A 21,275-nucleotide genomic window follows, 5' to 3' on the forward strand; every position below is an offset into this window, starting at 1 on the left:
TAATTCCTCCTGATGTTTGTTTATGGTTTGTAGTCTTCCCAGACTCTACGGTTGCTCGTCGAAATACTCCGGATTGATGTGTTGAGTAGCCGAGATGTTCTCGAGAAGGCTTTCGAGGTGGACTTCCATCGCCCGCCTTGCACCTTCCGCGTCATGCGCCTCGATCGCAGTCAAGACAGCCTCGTGCTCGACGATCACCTTTGCGATCCGCCCGCGCTGGGGCAGGGTCAGCCGGCGATAGCGATCAACGTGAACCTTCACTTGCTGGATATATTTCCAGATACCAGGATAGCCGGCGACGTCGGCGACTGCAGCATGAAACATTTCATCGGCCTGGTGGAACGTGTCGCTGTCTCCAGCGGCGCTGGCCTCGCGCTGGCGTTCCAGGATCGACTGCAGCGCCAGTATCTGACTCGATGTCGCGCGTTCCGCGGCGAGCCGCGCGGTGGTCTCCTCCAGTGCCTTGCGGATGATAATGGCCTCAGGTAGCGCCGCGACCGGAATGCGAGATACGAATATGCCGGACTGCGGATAGATCTCCAGCAGGCCTTCATCCGAGAGTTTGAGAATAGCCTCGCGAACGGGCGTGCGGCTCACCCCGTAGGTGAGCGCAATCTGCGCCTCCGAAATGGCCTCGCCCGGGCGACGCTGTAGCGACAACAATTCGGTCCGCAGATCGGAATAGATCCTCGACGCTGCCGTCGCCGCGCGCGGTCTGCCGCTGCGGCGGGTGCCGGCGGCAATTCTGCGAATCTTTGAATCCATTTTTCTCGAAGTGCGGGCGGGCATATGTTCCTCGATTAATATATTAGTATATGAATTGGCTTTGACAACTAGGAATCGAGCTCTGTGGAGCGTCGTGCACCAATTGCAGCGCTCGCCTAGCTCCGGCCGCTCATAAATCCGGACCGTGTGCGCAGCTCATATTGCCCCGCATCGGTCAACAAGTTGATTAGGTGCTGGGCTTGTTGTGGGTGGGCGGCGGCGGTCGAGATGCCCGCCGTATACATGGTTGCAAGTTCGCAGCCCGGCGGCAGTGAGCCGGACAAGGTTACGCCTTTGGTGTTGATGATCTCGGTCGATTGCGTGCAGCCGATCGGGCGCCGTGCTTCGGACGCCGCCAGTTCGCGCATTGCTGTCGCGCCATTCGGGAAAATCCTGAGACGGTCGGCAACTTCATCAGCGATGCCGAGCTGTTGAAGGACGTTTGCAACGTGAATCCCGGCCGTCGATGTCTTGGTGTCCGGCACGAAGATCGCATCGGAGGTGAGCAAAACCTCGCGCAAGCCGGCGGCATCTTTGACCACGGCGGGGCGCTCGCCGGTGCGAACGGCGAGAGCGGTTTCGACCAGGCCGATGTCGGCAATCGATGCGGCGACAACGAGTTTTTCGTCTGCCAGTTGGGCGAGGAGCGCCGCGGTCAGGATGACGATGTCAGCCGACGTGCCCTTGCGCAATTTGTCGGCCATGATGCCGACGGCGCCAAACTCGCCTGCGATGTCGAATCCGGTCAAAGCCTTGAAGGTCGGCGCCAGGCTTCCGACCAGACCATGTGCCGCGCCGCCGCTCAGGATATTCAGGCTGCTCATTACGTTAATTCCATCGCGGCGATAATTCTGTCACGCGTGATGGGCAAATCACGCACCCGCACGCCGAGTGCGTCGAACACGGCGTTGGCAATGGCCGCTGTAACCGGGCCGTGGGCGGCCTCGCCGGCACCGACCGGGTCCATATCCGGCCGCTGGATGACTTCCACCTCGACCTCGGGCACTTCGCTGAAGCGCAGGATCGGATATTCCGACCAGCTTGTGCTGGTAATGCGCCGCCGGTCGAACCGGACTCGTTCCTTCAACACCCAGCTAGTGGCTTGAATGGCGCCGCCTTCGATCTGGTTGATGACGCCGTCCGGATTGATCGCCTCGCCGACATCGACCGCCAGCGTCAGTTTCCTGACGCTAATATCCTCGGCGCCCTCGATCTCGGCGACCGCAGCGCAATAGGCGCCGGTGTTCTTGTAACGACCAAAGCTTACGCCATGCCCAATGCCGGGCCGCTTCTCAGGCTTCCATCCGGCGCGCAAGGCTGCGGCGCGGATGACGTCCTTGGCCCGCTCGTCCCGCAAGTGACGCAATCGGAACGCGACCGGATCTTCGCCGCGCTCGACGGCGATTTCATCGAGCATGGATTCAATCGCAAATACATTGCCCTGTCCACCAAGCGTCCGCAGCGCTGACGTACGAATCGGCATGGTCGTCAGACGGTGGCTTCCGATGTGCCAGGATGGAAAATCATAGAGCGGGATCGAGTTGCGATCTCCACCCCCGCCATTGGCTTGTGGCGGATTGGTAGAGACTATGCGCGGAAACGGGTTCTCCAGTTCGAACGCCGCCAGCAGCGCGGGCTGTGCCGCACGTCCCGGCCGCGCCGCATGGCCGTTGCTCCAGATGGAATGTCGCCAGTCGATGATTTCGCCCCGCTCGTCGAGATCGGCCTCGATCTCGATCACCATGGCTGCGCCAAACGGCGCATCCGACATCTCGCCCTGGCGTGACCATTGGACCCGAACCGGACGGCCGCCGGCGGATTTGGCGAGCAGCACGGCATCGAGCGCGACATCGTCGGCAGCGTTATGCCCGTAGCAGCCGGCCCCCTCCATATGCTCGATCGTGATGTTTTCGACGGGCAACTTGAGGACCAGCGCCAGATCGGTGCGCAGCAGATAGACGCCCTGGCTATGCGTCCAGACGTGGACGCGGTCGCCGGCCCATTGAGCGACTGCGCAGGACGGCGCGATCGACGCATGCGCAATATAGGGGCGGGTATATTGCCGCCGGATAGTTCGCGCAGCCGTGCCGGGCGATGCCGCAGTCTTCTCGCCGATGACGGTGGATTCGGACGGCTGCGCTTTGAGGAAGCTTGCAAGGTCGTCTTCGTCCGGCAGCGGCTCGCCATCGGACCAGGTCGCGCCCTTGCGCAACGCATTGAGGGCTGCCTCCGCAGCATGCTCGGTTTCGGCGACGACCCCCGCAAAACTGCCGTCACGCACGACGGCAACCAGGCCGACGACGGCCCTGACGTTGTCCTCTCGTAATCCGACAAGTTTCGCGCGCGTATTCTCCGGCCGCAGCACGCGGCCATGCAGCATTCCCACCAACGCCTGGTCATGGATAAAGCGTGGGCGCGCAAACACCTTGTCCGGAATGTCGATTCGCGGAATCGAATTGCCGGCCAGCAGGCGGCGCGCCACAGTCTTCGGCGTCACGCTCAGCGTCGCGTCGCGGTCGAGCGAAACTTCCTGGGCAAGCTCCCAGTAGCTCGTCCTCACATTGCCCGGCCCTGAAATGGTGCCGTCCTCGATGTCCAGCGCATCGATATCGATCCCCAGCCGTTCGGCCGCCTGCTCGAGAAATATCCGACGGACCTCGGCGCAGACGTGACGTAGCGCGCGGCCGGATTGCTGGATGGAAAGACTGCCCGAGGTGACACCTTCGTTGGGGCTGACGGCAGTCGATGCACGAATCATCTGCACGCGGGATAGATCGATGTCGAGCTCATCCGCGGCGATCTGTGCCAGCGCGGTCACGATGCCTTGGCCGATCTCCACCTTTCCGGGCGAGATCGCGACCTTTCCGTCGCTGGAGAATTTCAGCCACGTCGACAATTTCGGGTTCGCCGCCAGGCTTGCCGGCAGTGCTGACGGGGAGGGGGCGGGCTGCTGATTCATCCTGCCGCCATTTCTTCCGCCGCGCGCAGCACCGCCCGCACGATGCGATTATGCGAGCCGCAGCGGCAGAGGTTGCGGTCAAGTGCTTCCTTGACTTCCCGGCTTGTTGGCGATGGATTGCGCTTCAACAGCGCCGCTGCGCTCATCAGGATGCCGGAAACGCAATAGCCACATTGCAGGGCCTGCTCGGCGATGAAGGCGCGCTGCAGCGGATGTGGCCGCTCGCTCGTTCCCAGCCCTTCGATTGTCGTGACATCCTTGCCCGTCACCGACCAGAGCGGCGTATCGCAGGCGGACACCGCGCGATCGTCGACGATGACGTTGCACGCGCCGCATTCGCCGGCGCCGCAGCCGAAATGCGGTCCGGTCATGCCGAGCTGCCCGCGCAGAATATCCAGCAATGGCCGGTCGGGATCGGCATCTATATCCGTCTCGGCCCCGTTGAGGCGAAATCGAACGCTCGGCATGAGAACTGACTTTCTCTCGCGACCTGCTACTGCGGCGGCTTGTCGAACTTCTTGGCCACTTCCGCCCACTTCACAATATCGCTGCGCAGGAATTTGTCGAACTCCTCCGGCGTCATCGACATCGGAACCGCGCCCTGCTGGGTCCAGAGCTTGACGACATCGGGCCGTTTCACCACCGCATTCACGGCCGCATTGAGCTTGTCGATGATCGGTTTCGGCGTGCCGGTGGGCGCCATCAGGCCGAGCCAGATGGTAGCCTCGTAACCGGAAATGCCAGCCTCGATCACCGTCGGCACGTTGGGCAGCACGGTCGAGCGTGTCTTGCCGGTCGTAGCCAGCGCGCGGACCTGATTTTCAGCGACGTTAGGTGCCATCGCCGGAACCGCATCGATCATCATCTGAACTTGGCCACCGATCACGCCACTGCGCGCCTCACCGCTGTTGCGGTAGGGCACATGCACGACATCGATGCCGGCCATGGCTTTGAACAGCTCGCCTGCCATGTGATACGGCGTGCCCTGGCCTGACGAGGCGTAGTTCAATTTCCCAGGCTGCGATTTGGCAAGGGCAATGAATTCTTGCAGCGTCTTCGCCTGCACTGAAGGATGTACCACGATGACGAGGTCGGAATAGTTGACCGGTGCGATCGGCGCGAGATCGCGCATCAGTTCGTATTTGCGCTGCGGAACGAGCGATTCATTCGCCGTCTGGGTATTCGACATCATCAGCAGCGTATAACCGTCCGCCGGCGACTTGACGGCTTCCTGCGTGCCGATCACGCCGCCCGCGCCGGTGCGGTTCTCGACCACGAAAGGCTGAGCGAAACTTTCCTGCAGGATGTTGCCGATCTGGCGGGCGGTAACGTCGGCCGGTCCGCCGGCGCCGAAGGGGACGATCACCTTCACCGGCCGCGACGGATAGTCCTGGGATTGCGCGGGCGCACTGGAGGGCAATATTGCGAGCAGAGTTGCGGCCAGAGCCAATGCGATCTTTGGGCCCGTCATATCCCATCCCCTGACGCTTGTTTTATTTCTTTCCGCAAGTTTAGCTGCAATGGGAACGGGCTGTCGACGAAAGACTGGCTGCGCGTCCTCGGAATAAAAGATAATCTCGGGCGTATCAGACCGAGCCGGAGCGAGCCCGAAGAAGGCTCGACAAAGCGATAGTTGGGAGCGCCAATGAAGAATTCGATGTCGCGACGCAACCTGCTCAAGGGCACCGGCGCTGTTCTCGCAGGCGCAGCATTTTCCACCCGCGTGATGGCGGCCGCACCGCCGCCGGAAGCAGTGACCCCAGCGTTGATCGAAGCGGCGAAGAAGGAAGGCAAGGTCATCTACTACACCTCCACCGATCTTCCGGTTGCCGAAAAGCTGGCCAAGGCGTTCGAGGCCAAATATCCGGGCATCTCAGTCCGCGTCGAACGCACCGGTGCCGAGCGTGTGTTCCAACGCATCGGGCAGGAATATTCCAGCAATATCCACGCCGTCGACGTGGTGAACTCGTCCGATGCCGCGCATTTCATCGTCTGGAAGCGTGACGGCATTCTGGCGCCTTACGTGCCGGAAGACGTGGCAAAATTCTATCCGGCCGAGCACAAGGACCCGGACGGCCAGTTTGCGAGCTTCCGCGTCTGGCTCAGCATCATCGCCTACAACACCAATCTGGTGAAGGCGGAGGAGGCACCGAAGAGTTTTGCCGACCTACTCGATCCCAAGTGGAAGGGCAAGATCGTCAAGGCGCATCCGGGCTACAGCGGTACCATCATGACCGCGACCTACCAGATGCAGCGCGATCTCGGCTGGAGCTTCTTCGAGAAGCTGGCCAAGCAGAACATTATGCAGGTGCAGTCATCGGCCGATCCGCCGAAGAAGCTCGATCTCGGCGAGCGTGCGGTGATGGCCGACGGCAACGAATACAACATCTTCCAGATGAAGGAGGCGGGCCGTCCGGTCGAGCCGGTTTATGCCACGGAAGGCTCGCCACTGATTATCGGACCAAATGGTATTTTCAAGGATGCACCCAATCCAAATGCTGCAAGACTGTTCCAGTCCTTCAGCCTCAGCCGGGAAGCCCAGCAGCTTATCATCGATGTCGGTGGTCTCCGCTCGGTGCATTCTCAAACAGTTGAGAAGGCCGGCCGCAAGCCGCTCAAGGACATCAAAACCATGAAGGACGATGCCGCGGCGGTGGAAAAGGAAAGCGAGGCCATCAAGGCGCGCTACACAAAAATTTTCCGCGTCTGATGGAGATGGTCCCCGGACTGCCCAGGACATCGGTCGCCGAAACGCTCGCCGAAAAGATTGTCGAACTTAGGCCCGGCGCGTTGCCGGAAGCGACCGCGCGCAAATGCGAGGACCTGCTGATCGACGTGGTCGGTCTATGCATCACCGCGCGCAACGAGGACTACATCAGAAGCGTGCTGGCGGGCTGCGACGATGACGGGCCCTGCACGGCGATCGGGCACGAGCGCACAATGAATGCGGCCGGTGCCGCCTTGGTCAACGGGGCAGCCGCGCATGGTGAGGATTTCGACGACACGTTCGAGGGCGGCCCGGTGCATGCCGGTGCCGTGATCGTACCGGCGGTGCTCGCTGCCTGCGAGCGGCACAATCCGGATGGTCGCATGGCGCTGATCGGAATCGCGATCGGCGCCGAAGTGCTCTGCCGATTGAGTCTCGTGGTGCCGAAGGCTATTCACAAGGCAGGTTTCCATCCGACAGCGGTCTTCGGCGCAATGGGTGCGGCGGCCGGTGTCAGCGCCGCGCTTGGCCTCAACGCGAAGCAGATCGTGGATGCGTTCGGCGTCGCCGGCAGCATGGCTGGCGGGATCATCGAGTATTTGGCGGAAGGCGCCTGGACCAAACGGCTGCATGCGGGTTGGGCGGCGCAATCGGGCATCCGGGCGGCGCTATTGGCGCGGGGAGGGTTTGTCGGGCCACGCACGGTTTTCGAGGGTGTGCATGGCCTGTTCCATGGCTTTGCACACACCACCCAAGGTGACTACGAAGCGTTAACCGGCCAATTCGGTACGCGATGGGTGATGGATACGCTGGCGTTCAAGCCTTATCCATGCGGGACGATGGCGCAGCCCTATATTGATTGCGCACGACGCCTGGCCGCGCGCGGCATCAAACCCGAGGATGTCACCGAGATTGTCTGCGAGGTGGCGGAGGCGACCGTGCACCGCTTATGGGAGCCACTCGCCAACAAGCAGCGTCCACGCAACGGCTATGCGGCCAAGTTCGCGGTGCCTTACCTGTTGGCCAGCGGTTTCGTTCATGGCGGTGTCGGGCTCGGCGCGTTCGCGGAAAGCGCGATCCGCGATGCGCGCGTGCTGGCGCTCGCCGCCAAGGTGAAGTTCGTCATCGATCCGGATAATCCCTATCCGAACAACTACACCGGCCACATCCGGGCCATACTCAGGGATGGCGGAGTAGTTGAAGAGCGGCAGCCATATCTGCGGGGCGGCGCGCAGGAGCCGTTGACCCGGCAGGACGTGGTCGAAAAATTTCGGCTCAACGCCCAACATGGCGGCTGGAGCGCTACACAAAGCGATGCGGCGCTGCAACTGATGGCGGGGCTACATAACGGTCGGATCGATCTTTCCTCATTGCGTGGGTAGCGGCTCATGACCAAAGAACTCGCCGGCAAAGTCGCTGTCGTCACCGGTGCGGGCCGCAATATCGGCCGCGCGATCGCCCTGACATTGGCGGAAGGCGGTGCGTCCGTGGTGGTGAATGTGCGCAGCAATCGCGTCGAGGCGGAAGTCGTCGTCCGTGAGATCGAAGCTGCGGGCGGCAAAGCGATGGTTCATATCGGCGACGTCGCCGATGCTGCTGCGGTGCAAGCGATGGCGGACGCTGCCGTGAAGCAGTTCGGCCGTATCGATATGCTCGTCAATAACGCCGCGCGGCGCTGCGAAAAGCCGTTCGCCGAGATGGACTACGCGGCATGGCGCGAGATCCTCGACGTAACCCTCGATGGAACATTTCATTGCGTGAAAGCGTGCCTGCCGGCGCTGCGAAAGTCCGGCGTGGGGACTATCGTCAATATCGGAGGCCTTAGCGCGCATACAGGAGCAAAAAATCGCGCGCATGTCGTGACGGCGAAGGCTGGCATCATCGGCTTTACTCGCGCGCTGGCGCACGACCTCGCCGACGACGGCATCACCGTGAATTGCGTGGTTCCCGGCCTGATCGGCACGCCGCGGCCGAAGGAAAGGCCAGAGCCGGCACATCATCTGATCCATCAGACCATCACCGGCAATCGCGGGCTGCCGCAAGACGTTGCTGCAACCGTGCGTTTTCTGTGCGGACCCGGCGCGCGCTATATCACAGGGCAGGCGATTCACGCCAATGGCGGTGCCTATTTGGGCGCCTGATGCATAGCTAAAGGCTGTTTTTTGCAGACGTGCTGCCGGACAAAGCCCTCGGCGACCGCGGTGTTTGATGTTACTTAGAATCGCATGAACCAGCATGCCAAGGTCGACATCCGCCACTCCACCTGTCCGCACGATTGCCCGTCGGCCTGCGCGCTCGATATCGAGGTGATCGACGGCCGCTCGATCGGTCGGGTTCGTGGCTCCAAGCTGCAGAGCTATACCGCTGGCGTCGTCTGCGCCAAGGTCGCGCGATACGCCGAGCGCATTCATCATCCCAACCGGCTGCTCCATCCGATGCGCCGCACCGGACCGAAGGGCTCGGGCCAGTTCGCGCGGATTTCCTGGGATGAAGCGCTCGACGAAATTGCCGCGCGCTTCGATCAGGCTGAACGTGAATTCGGCGCCGAATCGGTCTGGCCGTACTACTATGCCGGTACGATGGGGCTGGTCATGCGCGACGGCATCAATCGCCTGTCGCATGTGAAGAAGTACTCGCGCTTCTATTCGACCATCTGCGCCAACATCGCGCGTGTCGGCTTTTCCATCGGTACCGGCAAGATCGCCGGCGTCGACCCGCGCGAGATGGGCGTCTCCGATCTGATCGTGATCTGGGGCACCAATCCGGTAAACACGCAAGTCAATGTGATGACGCACGCGTCGCGCGCCCGCAAGGAGCGCGGCGCCAAGATAGCGGCGATCGACATTTACAATAACGACACCATGAAGCAGGCTGATATCAAGATCCTGCTTCGGCCGGGCACCGACGGCGCCTTTGCGTGCGGCGTCATGCATGTGCTGTTCCGCGAGGGCTATGCTGACCGCGCCTATATGGCGCGCTACACCGATTGTCCTGACGAGCTGGAAGCGCATCTGGCTACGCGGACGCCCGAATGGGCCTCGCGGATCTCGGGTGTGCCGGTGGAGGAGATCGAGGCGTTCGCCCGTCTCGTCGGCCAAACCAAACGTACGTTCTTCCGTCTCGGTTATGGTTTTACCCGCAGCCGCAACGGCGCCGCACAGATGCATGCAGCGCTGTGCATCCCGGCCGTGACAGGTGCCTGGCAGTATGAAGGCGGCGGCGCCTTCTTCAATAACGCCGCGATCTGGCGGTTCAACGAGTCCATCATCGAGGGCCACGACGCAATCGATCGATCGACGCGCTGGCTTGACCAATCCAAGATCGGCCGCATCCTGACCGGAGATGCTGAGGCTCTGAAGGGCGGGCCGCCCGTCAAGGCGATGCTGATCCAGAACACCAATCCCGTGACGGTCGCGCCGGAACAGGCACTGGTGCGTCAGGGCTTTGCGCGCGAGGATCTGTTCGTCGCGGTGCACGAGCAGTTCATGACCGAAACGGCCGTCATGGCCGACATCGTGCTTCCCGCCACCATGTTCATGGAACATGACGATCTCTATTACGGCGGCGGCCACCAGCATATTTCGGTGGGCGCGAAGCTGATCGATCCGCCCGGCGAGTGCCGTTCCAACCACGAGGTGCTGCAGGGCCTCGGCCGCCGCCTCAATGCCGTGCATCCGGGATTTGAGATGACGCCGCGCGAACTGATCGACGCGACGCTGAAGAAGAGCGGCCACGGTGATATCGAGACGCTGGAAGCGGATCTGTGGCGCGATATCCAACCGGATTTTCGCACCTCGCATTACCTCGACGGCTTCGCGCACGCCGACAAGAAATTTCATTTCAAGGCAGACTGGGCGAATCCCCCGTTCGGCAATCCGGGCCTGGGTCCATGGGCCGAGATGCCCTCGCTGCCCGATCACTGGACGATCATCGAGGAAGCGGACGAGAAACATCCGTTCCGCCTCGCCACCTCGCCGTCGCGCAGCTATCTCAACACCAGCTTCAACGAGACACCGGGATCGCAGGCCCGCGAGGGCGCGCCGACGGTGATGATGCACCCCGAGGACGCGGCAGCCCTTTCGATCGCGGACGGCGATGCCGTGACGCTTGGCAATAGGCGAGGCGAAACCACATTGACTGCGAAACTATTTGATGGTCTGCGGCGCGGCGTGCTGATTGCCGAGTCGATCCATCCGAACAAATCCCATATCGGCGGCCGCGGCATCAATATGCTGACCGGGGCCGAAGCGGTTGCTCCGGTCGGCGGGGCGGCATTCCATGACAACAAGGTATGGGTGAAGAAGGCTGCGTCCGCAGTCTAGTTCCCGCTTGCAGTTCACCGCTATCCTGCCGCAAATGCTTGCCAACCCACGGCAAAACAGGCGAGCGGGACCATGACCGACATGACGAGTGTGATAAACGAAAAGCGCGGGCAGGCGTTCTGGATTACCATCAACCGGCCGGACAAGCGCAACGCCATCAATGCCGATGTGGTCGCGGGCATCGCCCGTGGCTATCGCGAGGCGCATGACGACAAGGACGTCCGGGTCATCGTCCTGACAGGGGCGGGCGACAAGGCGTTCTGCGCCGGCGCCGACCTGCAGAACAGCGGTGCTGCCTTTGCGATGGACTATTCGCGGCCGAATGTCGATTACGCCGATTTGTTGCGGCTGTCGCAAAATGCCACCAAGCCCGCGATCGCGCGGGTGGGGGGCGTCTGTATGGCCGGCGGCATGGGTCTGTTGTGCATGACCGACATGGCGGTCGCCGCTGATCACGTCATGTTCGGTTTGCCCGAGGTGAAAGTCGGCGTGTTCCCGATGCAGGTATTGAGCCTGCTGCAATCGATCGCACCAAAGCGGCTGGTCAGCGAATGGTCGCTGACCGGCGAGCCGTTCGATGCGCATGCCGCCAAGGAAGCCGGCCTCCTGAACTACGTGGTGCCGGCGGCCGAACTTGACGCGAAGGTGGAGTGGCTGATCAGCCGCATCGTCGACAAGTCGCCGACTGCGATCCGGCGCGGCAAATATGCGATGCGGGCGATCGCCTCGATGTCGTTCGACGAAAGCATCGCCTATACCGAAAGCCAGATTGCGCTGCTCGCGATGACCGAGGACGCCAAGGAGGGGCTGAAGGCTTTCAGCGAGAAGCGAAAGCCGGCGTGGCCCGGCAAATAGCCCGGTTGTAAGTCCGCGACGGCAAGCTTGCGCCTTCGACCACGCGAGGAATGGAGGCTGATGCCGTCGGGGCTCACGAGCCCGCAGGAACGGCTTTACTTCTCTGTCATCAACATCAGGCCCCAAGCCATGGTCGCCAATACTGGGATGGCAAGGAGGGACGGCTGGCGGCAAAGGCTCGCCGCCATCGAGCAGGCGGGGCCGCCCGACCACTCGTTGTCGTGAGCCAGTCCGACGAAAATGATCGAGAGTGAGGCAAGGGCTACAGCGATGACGATCGCGAAGATACCGAGGGTACGCATAGGCACTCGAAATAGTGATGCACGGGAACATGTTGAAATGGAACCTAAGCCCAATTCTGTCGTGATTGGGACGGTTCCACAGCGGCTCACGGACAACACCGGGGCATCTCTGTCCAGCGACTTCGCCGGTTTGTCCGTCTCGTGCCACCGTCGAACGGCTTGGGCCACCAAGGACATTGTATCCCGCCGAAGTAGTTTTGCTCGGATAGTGCTATCGCTGCGCGCTATTCCAGCTTCATCGCACTTTGAAATCTCATTCCCGAGGGGGGCTCCCTCGGGTAAATGAACCAGCCATCCTTTCCTGCTTTTCTTAGGCGATGAAATGAAAAGACCAGCGATTTTCTTTGATCGAGACGGAGTACTCAATGAGGACTACGGCTATGTTTGCGAGATTAGTCAGCTCAAATGGATTGAGGGAGCACGCGAAGCGATCAAGGTTGCCAATGATGCCGGATATTTTGTGTTCGTGATTACTAACCAGTCCGGGGTTGCTAGAGGTCTTTACGAGGAAACTCACGTAGCAGCGTTGCATAAGTGGATGGAAAATGAGCTCGCCAAGATCGGAGCGCACATAGATGCATTCGAATATTGCCCCTACCATCCCGAGGCGGCGATAGAGCGATATCGTCGGGTAAGCCCTCGACGTAAGCCTGCACCAGGGATGATCAATGATCTCGTCGAGCGCTTTCCGGTGGATGTCAGTCGCAGCATTCTGATAGGCGACAAGCCCACCGATCTAGAAGCAGCGCAGGCTGCTGGCATAAAAGGGTATCTGTTTTCGGGGCACAACTTGGCGGAGTTTTTGAAATCGATATTGGCTCTAAAGGATCTGCATTCGTCGTAACATCAGATGTGTCGGTCGACGTTCGCCGGCGCGGAGAACACTCCGCGCTCGCTTGCTAGGGCCGCGATCCCAACCCGGTTACCCCGCATTTGCCTTGAATCCGGCGGCCTCGATGCCGGCGATCGCGCAAGTCTCGTCATTATCGGACGTGTCGCCGCTGACGCCGACTGCGCCGAGTAATATCGAGCCGTCCATGATCAGCACGCCGCCCGGCACGGGCACCAGGCGTCCCTGTGCCAGCGCATTCACCGCGCCGACGAAATAAGCTTGCTCCTGGGCCCGCTGGAACAACGCGCGCGATCCCATGCCCATCGCGAGCGCGCCATAAGCCTTGCCGTGCGCAATTTCGGCTCGCATCAAGCTGGTGCCGTCCTGGGCGGCAGTGACCTTCACGCAGCCGCGGGCATCGAGAATGGTGATAACCAGCGGCTTCAGTTTCTTCTCGACACTCTTGGCGAGAGCGGCATCGAGGATCTTGCGGGCGACGTCGAGCGTGAGTTCAGTCATGCATCAGTTCCTTCCTCAGCGGGGATTGATCGTTGGGGCCGCGCGCTGTCGAGGCTCATCGCGAGCACCCGGGCGACATGCAGTGCTGCACGGTTGGTGCCATCCTTGATCTGATGCCGGCAGGAGGTGCCGTCGGCGACGATCAGCGTGGCGGCGTCGGCACGGCGCACTGCGGGCAGCAACGACAGCTCGGCCATTTCGATCGAAGCCTGATAGGTATCGGCGCCGTATCCGAATGCGCCGGCCATGCCGCAGCAACTGGACTCGATGGTTTCGACGCTGAGATCGGGAACCAGGCGAAGGATCTTTTCGACCGGCTTGAACGCACCGAATGATTTCTGGTGGCAGTGGCCGTGAACCAGCGCTTTCACCGGCACCGCGCCGAGCGGCAGCTTCAGGCGGCCGGCCTCCGCTTCACGAACCAGGAATTCCTCGAACAGCAAGGCGTGCGCGCTGACGCTCTTGGCGTCATTGTCCGAGCGAAGCGAGAGCAATTCGTCGCGTAGCGTCAGGAGACAGCTTGGCTCCAGCCCGACGATCGGCACGCCGCGCGCGGCGAACGGCGCATAGGTCGCGACCAGCCGGTTCAACTCGCTGCGGGCCTGTTCGACCAGGCCGGCCGAGAGGAACGTCCGTCCGCAGCACAGCGCACGGCCGCGGTCTGCGGGCTTCGGGAGATGCACGCGGTAACCGCCCTCCACCAGAACATGCAGGGCGGCCGTTAGGTTCTCGCCCTCATAGTAGCGGTTGAAGGTGTCGGCGAACAGCACGACCTCGCGGCTATCGGCGGGGCCGAAAGCTTCCACGTCCGTCGCAAACACGTAGCGGCGGAACGCGGGCAGGGCGCGTTTTGCGCTGATGCCAGCTAGTTTCTCGAACAGCGCGCGCAATAGCGGACTGTGGTTGCGCCAGTTGGCGATGGGCGCAAACCGGGACGCCAGACCGGCATAGCGCGGCAGATAACCGACCAGCCGGTCGCGCAGCGAGAGGCCGTGCCTTGCCGCGCGCGCGGCCAGCACCTCGATCTTCATCTTGGCCATATCGACGCCGGTCGGACATTCATGGCGGCAGGCCTTGCAGGAGACGCAGAGCTTTAGCGTCTCCATCATCTCGTCGGAAGCCAGTGCATCCGGTCCCAATTGCCCCGAAATCGCCAGCCGCAGCGTATTGGCGCGGCCGCGTGTGACGTCCTTCTCGTTGCGGGTCGCGCGGTAGGACGGGCACATCACGCCGCCCTCGAGCTTGCGGCAGGCACCGTTGTTGTTGCACATCTCGACCGCGCCCTGAAAGCCGCCGCCGGCGCCGGGATAGTCCGACCAGTCGAGCACGGTCTTCAGCTCGCCAACGCGATAATCCGGCCGATAGCGGAACAGCGAGCGGTCATCCATCTTCGGCGGATCGACGATCTTGCCGGGATTGAGCACATTATCTGGATCGAAGCGCTGCTTGACCTCCCTGAAATCGGCGACGATCCGCGAGCCGAACATCGCTTCGTGGAATTCGGAACGAACCAATCCATCGCCATGTTCGCCGGAGTGCGAGCCTTTGTACTCGCGCACCATCTCGAAGGCCTCTTCGGCAATGGCGCGCATCGCCTTGACGTCCTTCTCGAGCTTCAGGTTCAGGACTGGTCGCACATGCAGGCAGCCTTCGGAGGCATGCGCATACATGGTGCCGCGCGTGCCGTGTTTGGCGAAGATGGCATTAAGCCGCTCGGTATAGTCGGCGAGATGCGGCAGCGGCACGGCACAGTCCTCGACAAAGGAGACCGGTTTGCCCTCCTGCTTCATCGACATCATGACGTTGAGGCCGGAGGTGCGGAAATCCGCAATCGCCGTCTGCGTCGCGGGCTCGACGACATCGACGACGCCACCCCATTTGCGTTGCGGATGGTTCCAGCCGAAGCCGAGATCTGCCATCAATTCGGAAAGCTGCTTCAGCCTGTGCAAATTATCGGGCTGATCCTCTTCCGCAAATTCGACGATCAGCAGCGCATCCGGATCGCCGTGCACGGTCGCCTCGATCACGGGCCTGAACATCGCAATCTCGCGGCCGAGCGAGATCATAGTGCGGTCGACCAATTCGACGGCGATCGGCCGTAACTTCACCAGATGCTGGGCGGCGTCCATCGCTTCATAGAAGCTGCCGAAATGGCAGACGCCGAGCACCTTGTTGCGGATCAACGGCCACAGCTTCAGTGCAATCTGCGTCGTGAAGGCGAGCGTGCCCTCGGAGCCGACCAGGAGGTGAGCCATGTTGTTCGGCGCATTACGTGGCACCAGCGCATCGAGATTGTAGCCGCCGACGCGACGCTGCACCTTCGGAAAACGCTCGGATATTTCGGCAGCCTCGCGCGCGCCGAGATCGAGCATGTCGCGGAACAGGGCGAGGCCGCTCTGCGGCGAGTTCACTTGCGCCAGATCCCGCGGCACCTCGCCGAAATGCAGGAGGGTGCCGTCGGCCAGCGCCGCGTCCATCGACAATGTGTTGTCGCGCATGGTGCCGTAGCGCAGCGAGCGTCCGCCGCAGGAATTGTTGCCGGCCATGCCGCCGATGGTAGCGCGCGAGGCCGTGGAGACGTCGACCGGAAACCAGAGCCCGTGCTTCCTCAGCTCACGGTTGAGGTCGTCGAGCACGATGCCGGGCTCGACCACGCAGGTCCGGCTTTCGACATCCAGCGAGAGGATGCGGTTCAGATGTTTGGAGAAGTCGACAACGATGCCGTCGTTGATGGTCTGCCCGCATTGCGAGGTGCCGCCGCCGCGCGGGGTGACAATTCGGCCTTCATCCCTCGCGATCGCAAGCGCCTGCAGCGCCTCGTCCATGGTCCTGGGAACCACCACGCCGAGGGGCAGGATTTGATAGAAGGAGGCGTCAGTCGCGTAGCGGCCGCGGCTGAAGGCGTCGAACAGGACATCGCCCGTCAGGTTTGACCGCAGACGTCGCTCGAGCGTTGAGGCGTTTTTCATCCCAAATCCAAAGTGATCCAACAGGGCTGCTCTTGCCCTCGACAAAATTATGCACTTCTTCGTCGGATCAACTAGCTTATGAATTCACGATCGGCAAGGTTAGCCCTCCGCAGCCGTGGCAGCCGTGGCGTCCCGTGCTTCAGCCAAATGCTCGATAGCGGCAGTCCGCTTGTTGCGCAAATGCTGGAATAGGATGTCGCTCAGCTCGCTCCCGGCGCGCCGACGCAGTGCATCCAGGATCGCTTCGTGCTCGCGCATGGCCTCCGCCCAACGCTGCCGCTTGCGGGCGAAATTGGCTGAGTAGCGGACACGGCGAATCCGACCGGCGAAATTGGCGTAGGCTGTGCGCAGGGTCTCGTTGCGCGCCGAGGCGACGATACTCTCATGGATGTGCTGGTTGATTTGGAAATAGCCGTGCATGTCGCGGTGCAGGTAATGGCCATACATTTTGTAGTGCAGCCGCTCGATTTCCGCGATTTCCTCGTCGGTGATGGCCTCGCAGGCAAGGCGCCCGGCCAGGCTTTCCAGGCCGGCCATCACGTCGAAAAGCTCCTCCAGATCGCGCTGACTGAGCTGACGTATCCGCGCGCCGCGGTTGGGCAGGAGCTCGATGAGGCCCTCTGCGGCCAGAACTTTCAGCGCCTCGCGCAGCGGCGTTCTTGAAATGCCAAGCATTTCGCAAAGCTGCCGCTCTGGAACCCGTGCGCCTTCCGGAATGTTGCCCTGAACGACATAGTCGCGAAGGCGCAGCAAAATTTCCCCGTGCAGTGACGCTTCCTGCCGGTCGATGCCATGGCCGGACGCGGATTGGGCGATCGGCGCCCCAAGTTCGGGAATCAGGGATTTCATTTGCATAACGTTAGTTTGCGAAATTTACGCCGTCGACGCTCTAAATCGAATGCTAAAATAGCATTGAAAAGATAAAAAATGAATGCAAAATGGAGCCTAATCTCAATAAGAGTGGGCGTGTGGAGGTTCGTATGCATCAAGGACGGCATTTTCTGCAGATTCCTGGGCCGAGTCCGGTCCCCGACCGCGTTCTTCGCGCGATGGACATGCCCGTGATCGATCACCGCAGCGGCCAATTCGCCGAACTCGGGCGAGCCGTGCTCGACGGCAGCCGGAAGATTTTCCAGACCTCGGGACCGGTGGTGATCTTCCCATCATCCGGAACAGGCGCCTGGGAAGCCGCCATCGTCAACACGCTGTCGCCCGGCGACAAGGTTCTGATGGTGGAGACCGGCCATTTCGCGACCCTGTGGCGTCAGATGGCTGGACGCTGGGGAATTGATGTCGACTTCTTGCCCGGCGACTGGCGCCGTGGCGCAGACCCTGCGGTCATCGAAGAAAGGCTGGCGCGCGACACGTCGCATGCGTTCAAGGCAGTGATGGTCGTTCACAACGAGACCTCGACCGGTGCGACCAGTAGGATCGGCGAAATCCGCGCCGCGATGGACCGGGTCGGTCATCCGGCCCTGCTGATGGTCGACACCATCTCCTCGCTGGGATCGGTCGAGTATCGGCACGACGAATGGAAGGTCGACGTCAGCGTCAGTTGCTCCCAGAAAGGGTTCATGTTGCCGCCCGGCTTGGGCTTCAACGCGATCTCGGACAAGGCCCGCGCTGCATCCAAGACCAACAAAATGCCGCGGTCGTATTGGGATTGGGAGGAAATGTTAAAGCCGAATGCGAATGGCTTCTTTCCCTATACTCCGGCGACCAACCTGCTCTACGGCCTGCGCGAGGCGCTCGCGATGTTGCTTGAGGAGGGGCTCGACAAGGTCTTCGCGCGCCATCTGCGGCTCGCCGCTGCTACGCGTGCCGCCGTCAATCACTGGGGACTGGAGGTGCTCTGCCAGGAGCCAAAGGACTTTTCCCCGGTGCTCACCGCCGTGCTGATGCCGCCCGGGCATGACGCGGACCAGTTCCGCAAGGTGGTGCTCGACAACTTCAACATGTCGCTCGGCTCCGGACTGTCGAAGGTGGCTGGCAAGGTGTTCCGCATCGGTCACCTCGGCGAATGCAACGAACTGACCTTGCTCGCTGCACTGACGGGCGTGGAGATGGGATTGTCAGTCGCCGGCATTCCGTACCGGGCCGGTGGTGTCGATGCCGCGATGAAGTATCTGGAGGAGCGCCCGCAAGGCAATTCCCCGGCGCATCTCAAGGTCGTCGGCAGCTAGCGCCTGCCTCGGGAAGCCGCTCCGGCCCTCCGTCCTACGCATTGACGTGCTGCGTCTGGCGGGCGACAAGCCCGGCAAACAGTGATATTCGACCGTCTCGCGAAACTGAGGCAATATCGGGAAGGATGCCTATGACCCTGCATACTGGAAGGCATTTTCTGCAGATTCCGGGACCGACCAATGTGCCGGACCGGGTGCTGCGCGCGATGGATATGCCGACCATGGACCACAGGGGCCCGGAATTTGCCGAGGTCGGATACGCCGCGCTGGCGGCCATGCAGCGGGTGTTTCGCACCAAGCAGCCGGTGATCATCTACCCGTCCTCCGGCACCGGCGCCTGGGAAGCCGCCATCGTCAACACGCTGCAGCCCGGCGACAAGGTGCTGATGGCGGAGACCGGCCAGTTCGCCGTGCTGTGGCGCGGCATCGCCGATAAATTCAAGCTCGAAGTCGATTTCATTCCTGGCGACTGGCGTCATGGTGCGGACCTCGAGCAGATCGAGGCGCGGCTGGCTGCCGACAAGGCGCACAAGATCAAGGCCGTGTGTATCGTTCACAACGAGACCTCGACCGGCTGCGTCACCCATCCGCAGGACGTCCGCAAGATTCTCGACCGCGTCGATCATCCTGCGCTGCTGATGGTCGACACCATCTCCGGCCTCGGCTCGCTGGAATATGAGCACGACGCCTGGGGCATCGACGTGTCAGTGGCCGGTTCGCAGAAGGGCCTGATGCTGCCGCCGGGTCTCGGCTTCAACGCCATCTCGGAAAAGGCGCTTGCGGTCGCGAAGGCCAATCCCGCCATGCGTTCCTATTGGGATTGGCAGGAAGTGATCGCGATCAACAAGGCCGGTACCTGGCCCTACACGCCTGCGACGAACCTGTTATTCGGCTTGCGCGAAGCGGTGAAGATGCTCGAGGAGGAGGGACTCGAGAACGTCTTTGCCCGACACAAGCGCCACAGTGCCGCCACACGCGCAGCCATCAAGGTCTGGGGCCTGGAAACGCAATGTCAGGAGCAGGGCGCGCATTCGCCGGCATTGACAGGCGTCGTCATGCCGGAAGGCCATGACGCCGACAATTTCCGCAAGGTCGTGCTGGAAAGCTTCGACATGTCGCTCGGCACCGGCCTGAACAAGATCAAGGGCAAGGTGTTCCGGATCGGCCATATCGGCCACTTCAACGATCTGATGTTGATGGGCACGCTGTCGGGCGTCGAGATGGGCCTCGATCTTGCCAAGGTGCCGCATCGCGGCGGTGGCGTACTGGCCGCCATGGAAGTTCTCAAGGGACGCGACGCCGTGCCGATGCCGAAGGCCGCCGTGGCCTGAGCCTGCTTGACCGAAACAAAATAGAGAGAGCTGCGATGAATGCTCCAGTGACTTCGACTGAAGACCTGATCTATTCCGTTGAGGACGGCATCGCCCGGCTGACGTTCAACCGTCCGCAGGCGCGCAACGCGCTGACCTTCGCCATGTACGAACAGATGGCGGCGATCTGCGAGACCATCAACAATGACCGCTCCATCAAGGCGATGATACTGACCGGCGCCGGCGACAAGGCGTTCGCGTCGGGCACCGACATTTCGCAGTTCCGCGCCTTCAAGACCGCACAGGACGCGCTCGACTACGAAGCCCGGATCGATCGCGTGCTAGGCGCACTGGAGGCGTGCCGGGTGCCAACGATTGCTGCGATTGCCGGGGCCTGCACGGGCGGCGGCGCCGGAATCGCGGCGTGCTGCGACATCCGCATCGGTACCGAGGCAACGCGGATGGGTTTTCCGATCGCGCGAACGCTCGGCAACTGCCTCTCGATGTCGAATATTTCCAGGCTCGTTTCGCTGGTCGGTCCGGCACGGACCAAGGACCTGATCTTCAAGGCGCGGCTGGTCGAGGCGCCGGAAGCACTGGCGCTCGGGCTGCTCAATGAAGTAGTGCCCGATGTCGCAACGCTGCAGCGCCGTGCCGATGAGACTGCAAGGCTCGTTGCCAGCCATGCGCCGATCACGCTCGAGCTTACCAAGGAAGCCGTGCGCCGCATCCGCCGGACGTTGAGCCGCGACGAGGGCGAGGACCTGATCCTGCGCGCCTATATGAGCGAGGATTTCCGCGAGGGCATGGACGCGTTCCTCAACAAGCGCTCGCCGAACTGGAAGGGCAAGTAGTCGAGCCCGCGACGGGTGTAGATCTACATCGGACAGGCGTGAGGGCCCGTGCCATTGTTGAGGCACGGGCGTCCGCGAAGGTGGAAAGCTAGCCAGAACCACAGTCGCGAACGCCTTCGTACCGCCTTGCTCGCGTGCGTGCGCGGATCACGACAGGGCGACTATGGCTTCTTGAGGCAAAGACCAATGGCAGGAGCGGTGGCGCATTTGGCGCCGTCGGGTGCGCCGCCGGACGGACAGAACACCGACACCAGATTTTCATTTGCATCGCAGCTGACTTCGCCGCTGGCCTGGACCGATCTGATGGACGCGCCGGCTGGCCCTGGATCGCCTTTTGCGCCGGGCGCACCCTGCGGTCCTTGTGGCCCCTGCGGACCCTGTGGCCCTTGAGGACCCGACTGTCCTTGGGGCCCGGCCACGCCTTGCAGGCCCTGCGCGCCCTGCGGCCCGGCGGGGCCTTGCGGGCCGGGATCCCCTTTCGGTCCAGGATCTCGTCCGCAGCCGGCGAGGGTCACCGTCGCTCCCATGAGGACGGCTATCAAAATCCTTCTCATTCGGCTCTCCTCCTGCTTGTCTTTGTAGCAGCATTAGATGGGCCTACCCGAAGGCATGCAACGGAAAAGCGGCGAGCTTGAATCGGTTGCCTTCAGCTACGGCCCTGCTGCTGAACGGTTTTGGGCCTCATGCGAAAGTCATAG

General features: G+C 62.0%; 18 protein-coding genes. 9 read left to right on the top strand and 9 right to left on the bottom strand.

Features of this window, described 5'->3' with window-relative positions:
* Nucleotides 1–45: 45 nt before the first annotated feature.
* The 5 genes from HCN50_RS16070 to HCN50_RS16090 form a co-directional block, all read right to left on the bottom strand.
* Complete coding sequence (locus HCN50_RS16070; protein ID WP_235976990.1) at nt 46–765, bottom strand: GntR family transcriptional regulator; 720 nt, start codon at nt 763–765, stop codon at nt 46–48.
* 116 nt (nt 766–881) lie between these two features.
* Nucleotides 882–1,589 (bottom strand): molybdate ABC transporter substrate-binding protein, encoded by a 708-nt coding sequence (locus HCN50_RS16075; RefSeq protein ID WP_171710603.1) that lies wholly within the window; start codon nt 1,587–1,589, stop codon nt 882–884.
* Nucleotides 1,589–3,724 carry a xanthine dehydrogenase family protein molybdopterin-binding subunit gene (locus HCN50_RS16080; protein ID WP_171710604.1) on the bottom strand — a complete coding sequence of 712 codons (2,136 nt, stop codon included), beginning with the start codon at nt 3,722–3,724 and terminating at the stop codon, nt 1,589–1,591. Before HCN50_RS16080 ends, HCN50_RS16075 begins: the two co-directional genes overlap by 1 nt.
* On the bottom strand, nt 3,721–4,191 hold the full coding sequence (locus HCN50_RS16085) for a (2Fe-2S)-binding protein (RefSeq protein WP_171710605.1): 471 nt from the start codon (nt 4,189–4,191) through the stop codon (nt 3,721–3,723). The genes HCN50_RS16080 and HCN50_RS16085 overlap by 4 nt, the downstream gene beginning before the upstream one ends.
* A 26-nt stretch (nt 4,192–4,217) precedes the next feature.
* Complete coding sequence (locus HCN50_RS16090) at nt 4,218–5,195, bottom strand: Bug family tripartite tricarboxylate transporter substrate binding protein (RefSeq protein WP_171710606.1); 978 nt, start codon at nt 5,193–5,195, stop codon at nt 4,218–4,220.
* 174 nt (nt 5,196–5,369) lie between these two features.
* On the opposite strand from HCN50_RS16090, the gene HCN50_RS16095 reads away from it, so the two are divergent.
* The 5 genes from HCN50_RS16095 to HCN50_RS16115 all read left to right on the top strand — a co-directional run bounded on the left by HCN50_RS16095 (nt 5,370) and on the right by HCN50_RS16115 (nt 11,608).
* Nucleotides 5,370–6,434, top strand: a complete 1,065-nt coding sequence (locus tag HCN50_RS16095) for a substrate-binding domain-containing protein (protein ID WP_171710607.1) — start codon at nt 5,370–5,372, stop codon at nt 6,432–6,434.
* Nucleotides 6,434–7,813: an MmgE/PrpD family protein gene (locus HCN50_RS16100; RefSeq protein ID WP_171710608.1), complete on the top strand. Its 1,380-nt coding sequence runs from the start codon at nt 6,434–6,436 to the stop codon at nt 7,811–7,813. The genes HCN50_RS16095 and HCN50_RS16100 overlap by 1 nt, the downstream gene beginning before the upstream one ends.
* A gap of 6 nt (nt 7,814–7,819) precedes the next feature.
* Nucleotides 7,820–8,572 carry an SDR family oxidoreductase gene (locus HCN50_RS16105; protein WP_171710609.1) on the top strand — a complete coding sequence of 251 codons (753 nt, stop codon included), beginning with the start codon at nt 7,820–7,822 and terminating at the stop codon, nt 8,570–8,572.
* Between the two features lie 84 nt (nt 8,573–8,656).
* Entirely contained in the window at nt 8,657–10,753 is a 2,097-nt protein-coding gene (locus tag HCN50_RS16110; protein ID WP_171710610.1) for a molybdopterin oxidoreductase family protein, read from the top strand.
* Between the two features lie 72 nt (nt 10,754–10,825).
* Nucleotides 10,826–11,608, top strand: coding sequence for an enoyl-CoA hydratase/isomerase family protein (locus HCN50_RS16115; protein ID WP_171710611.1), 783 nt, complete (start codon nt 10,826–10,828; stop codon nt 11,606–11,608).
* 95 nt (nt 11,609–11,703) lie between these two features.
* On the opposite strand, the gene HCN50_RS16120 is transcribed toward HCN50_RS16115, so the two are convergent.
* Nucleotides 11,704–11,910, bottom strand: coding sequence for a hypothetical protein (locus HCN50_RS16120; protein WP_171710612.1), 207 nt, complete (start codon nt 11,908–11,910; stop codon nt 11,704–11,706).
* A gap of 322 nt (nt 11,911–12,232) precedes the next feature.
* Here HCN50_RS16120 and HCN50_RS16125 point away from each other — a divergent pair, with 322 nt between their 5' ends.
* Nucleotides 12,233–12,754, top strand: coding sequence for a D-glycero-alpha-D-manno-heptose-1,7-bisphosphate 7-phosphatase (locus tag HCN50_RS16125; protein ID WP_171710613.1), 522 nt, complete (start codon nt 12,233–12,235; stop codon nt 12,752–12,754).
* 78 nt (nt 12,755–12,832) lie between these two features.
* Here the strand turns inward: HCN50_RS16125 and HCN50_RS16130 are convergent, their stop codons facing one another.
* The 3 genes from HCN50_RS16130 to HCN50_RS16140 all read right to left on the bottom strand — a co-directional run bounded on the left by HCN50_RS16130 (nt 12,833) and on the right by HCN50_RS16140 (nt 17,079).
* Nucleotides 12,833–13,261 (bottom strand): GlcG/HbpS family heme-binding protein, encoded by a 429-nt coding sequence (locus HCN50_RS16130; protein WP_171710614.1) that lies wholly within the window; start codon nt 13,259–13,261, stop codon nt 12,833–12,835.
* Nucleotides 13,258–16,230 (bottom strand): FAD-binding and (Fe-S)-binding domain-containing protein, encoded by a 2,973-nt coding sequence (locus HCN50_RS16135; RefSeq protein WP_171710615.1) that lies wholly within the window; start codon nt 16,228–16,230, stop codon nt 13,258–13,260. The genes HCN50_RS16130 and HCN50_RS16135 overlap by 4 nt, the downstream gene beginning before the upstream one ends.
* Nucleotides 16,231–16,329: 99 nt before the next feature.
* The gene (locus HCN50_RS16140) at nt 16,330–17,079 is read right to left on the bottom strand and encodes a GntR family transcriptional regulator (RefSeq protein WP_171710616.1); all 750 of its coding nucleotides are present in this window, start codon (nt 17,077–17,079) and stop codon (nt 16,330–16,332) included.
* Between the two features lie 131 nt (nt 17,080–17,210).
* Between HCN50_RS16140 and HCN50_RS16145 the strand changes: the two genes are divergently transcribed.
* The 3 genes from HCN50_RS16145 (at nt 17,211) to HCN50_RS16155 (ending at nt 20,577) form a co-directional block, all read left to right on the top strand.
* Nucleotides 17,211–18,413: a pyridoxal-phosphate-dependent aminotransferase family protein gene (locus HCN50_RS16145; protein ID WP_171710617.1), complete on the top strand. Its 1,203-nt coding sequence runs from the start codon at nt 17,211–17,213 to the stop codon at nt 18,411–18,413.
* 131 nt (nt 18,414–18,544) lie between these two features.
* Complete coding sequence (locus HCN50_RS16150) at nt 18,545–19,744, top strand: pyridoxal-phosphate-dependent aminotransferase family protein (protein ID WP_171710618.1); 1,200 nt, start codon at nt 18,545–18,547, stop codon at nt 19,742–19,744.
* A 35-nt stretch (nt 19,745–19,779) separates the two neighbouring features.
* Nucleotides 19,780–20,577: an enoyl-CoA hydratase/isomerase family protein gene (locus HCN50_RS16155; RefSeq protein ID WP_171710619.1), complete on the top strand. Its 798-nt coding sequence runs from the start codon at nt 19,780–19,782 to the stop codon at nt 20,575–20,577.
* The last annotated feature ends 698 nt before the right edge of the window (nt 20,578–21,275 follow it).

Origin of the sequence: Bradyrhizobium archetypum, from assembly GCF_013114835.1 — a bacterium.
Taxonomy (GTDB): domain Bacteria; phylum Pseudomonadota; class Alphaproteobacteria; order Rhizobiales; family Xanthobacteraceae; genus Bradyrhizobium; species Bradyrhizobium archetypum.

Coding starts and splice junctions, on each gene's coding strand:
- HCN50_RS16085 (WP_171710605.1), bottom strand. CDS start 4,191: ATGCCGAGCGTTCGATTTCGCCTCAACGGGGCCGAGACGGATATAGAT.
- HCN50_RS16150 (WP_171710618.1), top strand. CDS start 18,545: ATGACCCTGCATACTGGAAGGCATTTTCTGCAGATTCCGGGACCGACC.
- HCN50_RS16135 (WP_171710615.1), bottom strand. CDS start 16,230: ATGAAAAACGCCTCAACGCTCGAGCGACGTCTGCGGTCAAACCTGACG.
- HCN50_RS16130 (WP_171710614.1), bottom strand. CDS start 13,261: ATGACTGAACTCACGCTCGACGTCGCCCGCAAGATCCTCGATGCCGCT.
- HCN50_RS16145 (WP_171710617.1), top strand. CDS start 17,211: ATGCATCAAGGACGGCATTTTCTGCAGATTCCTGGGCCGAGTCCGGTC.
- HCN50_RS16155 (WP_171710619.1), top strand. CDS start 19,780: ATGAATGCTCCAGTGACTTCGACTGAAGACCTGATCTATTCCGTTGAG.
- HCN50_RS16140 (WP_171710616.1), bottom strand. CDS start 17,079: ATGAAATCCCTGATTCCCGAACTTGGGGCGCCGATCGCCCAATCCGCG.
- HCN50_RS16120 (WP_171710612.1), bottom strand. CDS start 11,910: ATGCGTACCCTCGGTATCTTCGCGATCGTCATCGCTGTAGCCCTTGCC.
- HCN50_RS16070 (WP_235976990.1), bottom strand. CDS start 765: ATGGATTCAAAGATTCGCAGAATTGCCGCCGGCACCCGCCGCAGCGGC.
- HCN50_RS16100 (WP_171710608.1), top strand. CDS start 6,434: ATGGAGATGGTCCCCGGACTGCCCAGGACATCGGTCGCCGAAACGCTC.
- HCN50_RS16125 (WP_171710613.1), top strand. CDS start 12,233: ATGAAAAGACCAGCGATTTTCTTTGATCGAGACGGAGTACTCAATGAG.
- HCN50_RS16095 (WP_171710607.1), top strand. CDS start 5,370: ATGAAGAATTCGATGTCGCGACGCAACCTGCTCAAGGGCACCGGCGCT.
- HCN50_RS16115 (WP_171710611.1), top strand. CDS start 10,826: ATGACCGACATGACGAGTGTGATAAACGAAAAGCGCGGGCAGGCGTTC.
- HCN50_RS16105 (WP_171710609.1), top strand. CDS start 7,820: ATGACCAAAGAACTCGCCGGCAAAGTCGCTGTCGTCACCGGTGCGGGC.
- HCN50_RS16075 (WP_171710603.1), bottom strand. CDS start 1,589: ATGAGCAGCCTGAATATCCTGAGCGGCGGCGCGGCACATGGTCTGGTC.
- HCN50_RS16080 (WP_171710604.1), bottom strand. CDS start 3,724: ATGAATCAGCAGCCCGCCCCCTCCCCGTCAGCACTGCCGGCAAGCCTG.
- HCN50_RS16110 (WP_171710610.1), top strand. CDS start 8,657: ATGAACCAGCATGCCAAGGTCGACATCCGCCACTCCACCTGTCCGCAC.
- HCN50_RS16090 (WP_171710606.1), bottom strand. CDS start 5,195: ATGACGGGCCCAAAGATCGCATTGGCTCTGGCCGCAACTCTGCTCGCA.